This window comes from Streptococcus pluranimalium (assembly GCF_047785745.1).
Lineage (GTDB): Bacteria > Bacillota > Bacilli > Lactobacillales > Streptococcaceae > Streptococcus > Streptococcus pluranimalium_B.
In genome coordinates this window covers 1-4,555 of the sequence record NZ_JBLOJT010000125.1, presented here as the reverse complement: position 1 = coordinate 4,555, position 4,555 = coordinate 1, and the positions used below count along the sequence as shown (strand labels likewise).

The 4,555-nt window shown below is 39.4% G+C and carries 3 protein-coding genes; 2 read left to right on the top strand and 1 reads right to left on the bottom strand.

Annotated features, from left to right (window positions below; translation table 11 throughout):
• Positions 1-16 precede the first annotated feature (16 nt).
• Positions 17-1,006 carry an L-lactate dehydrogenase gene (locus ACMZ6U_RS09460; protein WP_416108204.1) on the bottom strand — a complete coding sequence of 330 codons (990 nt, stop codon included), beginning with the start codon at positions 1,004-1,006 and terminating at the stop codon, positions 17-19.
• A gap of 254 nt (positions 1,007-1,260) precedes the next feature.
• On the opposite strand from ACMZ6U_RS09460, the gene gyrA reads away from it, so the two are divergent.
• Positions 1,261-3,723, top strand: a complete 2,463-nt coding sequence (gene gyrA / locus ACMZ6U_RS09455; RefSeq protein ID WP_416108203.1) for a DNA gyrase subunit A — start codon at positions 1,261-1,263, stop codon at positions 3,721-3,723.
• A 1-nt stretch (position 3,724) separates the two neighbouring features.
• Positions 3,725-4,465, top strand: coding sequence for a class A sortase (locus ACMZ6U_RS09450; protein WP_416108202.1), 741 nt, complete (start codon positions 3,725-3,727; stop codon positions 4,463-4,465).
• Positions 4,466-4,555 lie beyond the last annotated feature (90 nt).

Here is a 4,555-nt window from a genome sequence, read left to right as displayed (position 1 = left end):
TTTTTAGATTATAATATTAGTTTTTTGAAGCTTCTTGGAATTCAGGTTTTTTCCATGCTTCATCAATAATAGCTTTAAGCTCATCTGCAGAAGCTTTCATTTTTTGTTGTTCAGCATCATTCAATGGAATGTTGATTGGGCGAACAATACCGTGTGCACCAATAACTGCTGGTTGACCAATGAAGACATCTTCAACACCTGGGTATTGACCTTCTTGGAATACTGAAAGTGGAAGTACTGCATTTTCATCATCGAGGATAGCTTTTGTGATACGTGCAAGAGCTACAGCGATACCATAGAATGTCGCGCCTTTTTTGTTGATGATTGAGTAAGCTGCATCACGAACACCTTCAAAGAGTTCAACAAGTTCAGCCTCGTCAACGTTACGAACATCTTTAAGGAAGTTTTCAAGGTTAACACCAGCTACGTTAGCGTGTGACCATACAGCAAATTCAGAGTCACCGTGCTCACCCATGATGTAGGCATGAACTGAACGAGCGTCAAGATCAAGTTTTTCAGCAAGTGCTTGACGGAAACGAGCTGAGTCAAGTGATGTCCCTGAACCGATAACGCGCTCTTTAGGGAATCCAGAGAATTTCCAAGTTGAGTAAGTCAAAACGTCAACTGGGTTAGCAGCGACAAGGAAGATACCATTGAAGCCTGATTCAACAACTTGAGTAACGATTGATTTGTTGATTGCAAGGTTTTTACCAACAAGGTCAAGGCGAGTTTCACCTGGTTTTTGTGGCGCACCTGCAGTGATAACTACGAGGTCTGCGTCAGCACAGTCTGAATATTGAGCTGCATAGATTTTTTTAGGTGATGTGAAAGCAAGGGCGTGGCTAAGGTCTTCAGCATCTCCGACAGCTTTATCGAACAATTGTGGAATTTCGATGATACCAAGTTCTTGAGCGATACCTTGGTTAACAAGTGAGAAAGCATAAGATGACCCTACGGCACCATCGCCGACAAGGATAACTTTTTTGTGTTGTTTAGTTGCAGTCATTATCTAAACATCTCCTTATTTTTTTTGGGGCGTCTCCCCATACAATTGTATTCTAACATTTTAAAAGCTTGATGTCACGTATTTCTAGATAAATCTAAGAAAATTAGTGAAAATCCATTCAAACAACTGATATGTTTTCTGAAAAAAATTGAAATTTAAAATTAACTGTCTCTTATAAGAATAAGTAAAGTGTCCATTGTTAGCAAAAATTATGGTATAATAATAAAGGTAAAGACTTAAAGAAAGAGATGAAAATGGAAGATAAAAATCTTGTTAGCGTCAATCTGACTAGCGAAATGAAAACTAGCTTTATTGACTATGCCATGAGTGTTATCGTGGCACGCGCACTTCCAGATGTTAGAGATGGATTAAAACCTGTTCATCGTCGCATTCTGTATGGAATGAACGAATTAGGTGTCACTCCTGATAAACCACATAAAAAATCAGCTCGTATCACTGGTGATGTCATGGGTAAATATCACCCACACGGTGATAGCTCTATTTATGATGCCATGGTTCGTATGGCACAGTGGTGGTCATACCGTTACATGCTTGTTGATGGTCACGGTAACTTTGGTTCAATGGATGGTGATGGTGCCGCTGCCCAACGTTATACTGAGGCTCGCATGAGCAAAATTGCTCTTGAAATGCTACGTGATATCAATAAAAATACCGTTGATTTTCAGGATAACTATGATGGAAGTGAGCGTGAGCCTTTAGTATTACCAGCGCGATTCCCTAACCTCTTAGTCAATGGAGCAACAGGTATTGCCGTTGGTATGGCAACTAATATCCCTCCTCATAACTTGGGCGAAACCATCGATGCGGTGAAATTGGTTATGGACAATCCTGAAGTCACGACACGTGATTTGATGGAAGTCCTTCCTGGACCAGACTTCCCAACAGGAGCTATGGTCATGGGGAAATCTGGCATTCATCGTGCTTATGAAACGGGGAAAGGGTCTATTGTTCTTCGTTCTAAAACAGAGATTGAAGTGACCAAGACCGGACGTGAGCGCATTGTGGTTACTGAATTTCCATATATGGTCAATAAGACAAAAGTTCACGAACACATTGTTAAACTTGCACAAGAAAAACGTATTGAAGGTATCACTGCTGTTCGCGATGAATCTAGTCGCGAAGGAGTGCGCTTCGTTATTGAAGTCAAGCGTGATGCATCAGCCAATGTTATCTTAAACAATCTCTTTAAAATGACTAGCCTGCAAACTAATTTTAGTTTTAACATGTTAGCTATTGAAAAAGGTGTCCCTAAAATCTTGACATTGCGTCAAATTTTGGATAATTACATTGCTCACCAAAAAGAAGTGATTGTCAGACGTACTGAATTTGATAAAGCCAAAGCCGAAAGTCGCGCTCATATCTTAGAAGGCTTGTTGATTGCTCTTGATTATTTGGATGAAGTTATTGCTATTATCCGTAACAGCCAAACCGACAGTGAAGCTCAAGCTGAATTGATGACTCGTTTTGACTTGAGTGAACGTCAAAGCCAAGCCATCTTAGATATGCGTCTTCGTCGTTTGACAGGTTTGGAACGTGATAAAATCCAGTCAGAATACGATGAACTCTTGAAGCTAATTGCTGACTTGACTGATATTTTAGCTAAACCAGAACGTGTCATTACTATCATCAAGGAAGAATTAGACGAAGTTAAACGTAAATTTAGCGATGATCGTCGTACTGAATTGATGGTTGGTGAAGTCTTATCCTTAGAAGATGAAGACTTAATTGAAGAAGAAGATGTCCTTATCACCCTTTCAAATAAAGGTTACATCAAGCGTCTTGCTCAAGATGAATTCCGTGCTCAAAAACGTGGTGGCCGTGGCGTACAAGGGACAGGTGTCAATGATGATGATTTTGTTAGCCAGCTGGTATCAACAAGTACTCATGATACACTCTTGTTCTTTACGAACTTGGGTCGCGTTTATAAACTTAAAGGCTACGAGATTCCAGAATATGGTCGTACAGCTAAGGGACTACCTATTGTCAATCTCTTAAAATTAGACGAAGGTGAATTCATTCAAACCATGATTAACGCTCGTAAGGAGGATATAAAAGATTATTATTTCTTCTTTACAACTTATGCAGGTGTGGTCAAACGTGTGCCAACTTCCGAATTTGATAACATTCGCCAAAATGGTCTCAAAGCTCTGACTCTCAAAGACAATGATCAATTGATCAATGTTTTAGTAACAACTGGTAATGATGACATTATTATCGGGACAACAGCTGGTTATTCTGTCCGTTTCAACGAATCTGTTGTTCGAAGCATGGGACGTGTCGCAGCCGGTGTTCGTGGGGTTAAACTCCGTGATGAAGATTATGTTGTTGGTGCTTCAACCATCACTGATGATCAAGAGGTTCTTGTTGTTACGGAAAAAGGATATGGTAAACGAACACCTGCTAGAGAGTATCCAACTAAGGGTCGTGGTGGTAAAGGGATCAAAACAGCCAATCTTACTGATAAGAATGGGCCGTTAGCTGGACTTGTGACTGTATCAGGTGAAGAAGATGTCATGCTTATTACTAATAAAGGAGTTGTGATCCGTACCAACGTTTCAAATATTTCTCAAACAGGTCGTTCAACAATGGGAGTTCGGCTCATGCGTCTCGAAAAAACATCAAAATTAGTAACATTTGCCTTGGTTGAGGCGGAAACTGCTGAAGAAATAGTTATACTTGGAAAGGCTGAGGACTAAAATGGCTCAAAAAAAGAAATCTAAATTAAGTGGATTCTTAAGAAATCTGCTTGTCGTTCTACTAATTGTTGTTGGAATTGCTTTAATCTTTAATAAATCGATTCGTAATAGCCTTATCGCTAGAAATACTAATAAATATCAAGTTGAGCATGTCAGTAAAGAAACGATTGAGAAAAATAAAAAAGCTAAAACGAGCTTTGATTTTGATGATGTTCAATCTATCAGTACAGAGTCTGTGTTAGCTGCACAGATGGATGCACAACTTTTACCTGTTATCGGTGGCATAGCAATACCAGATATCGGCATTAATCTTCCCATTTTTAAAGGTCTAGGTAATACAGAACTAACCTATGGTGCTGGAACGATGAAGGAAAACCAAGTCATGGGTGGGGAAAATAACTACGCATTAGCTAGTCACCATGTTTTTGGCATGACTGGTTCGTCTGAAATGCTGTTCTCACCACTTGATCGTGCTAAAAATGGTATGAAAATCTATCTGACAGACAAGGACAAGGTCTACACTTACAAAATCACTAATGTCCATGTTGTAGCACCTACAGAAGTAGCTGTCATCGATGATCATGTAGGTCAAAGTGAGTTAACACTAGTAACTTGTACAGATGCTGAAGCAACAGAGCGTACAATTGTTAATGCTGTCCTAGAAGATGAAAGTAGCTATGATGATGCTTCTGACGATATTCATAAAGCTTTCAATACGTCTTATAATCAAATCGTTCTCTAACAGAGCTAACAGTTAAAAGAACTTTGTTACGACAAGGTTCTTTTTCATATCATTGGGAGTGGGGAAAAACTCCCTTTGATTAAAAAGAGT

Excerpts from the sequence above, each read along its gene's own strand:
- ACMZ6U_RS09460 (WP_416108204.1), bottom strand. The coding sequence starts at position 1,006 with ATGACTGCAACTAAACAACACAAAAAAGTTATCCTTGTCGGCGATGGT.
- gyrA (WP_416108203.1), top strand. The coding sequence starts at position 1,261 with ATGGAAGATAAAAATCTTGTTAGCGTCAATCTGACTAGCGAAATGAAA.
- ACMZ6U_RS09450 (WP_416108202.1), top strand. The coding sequence starts at position 3,725 with ATGGCTCAAAAAAAGAAATCTAAATTAAGTGGATTCTTAAGAAATCTG.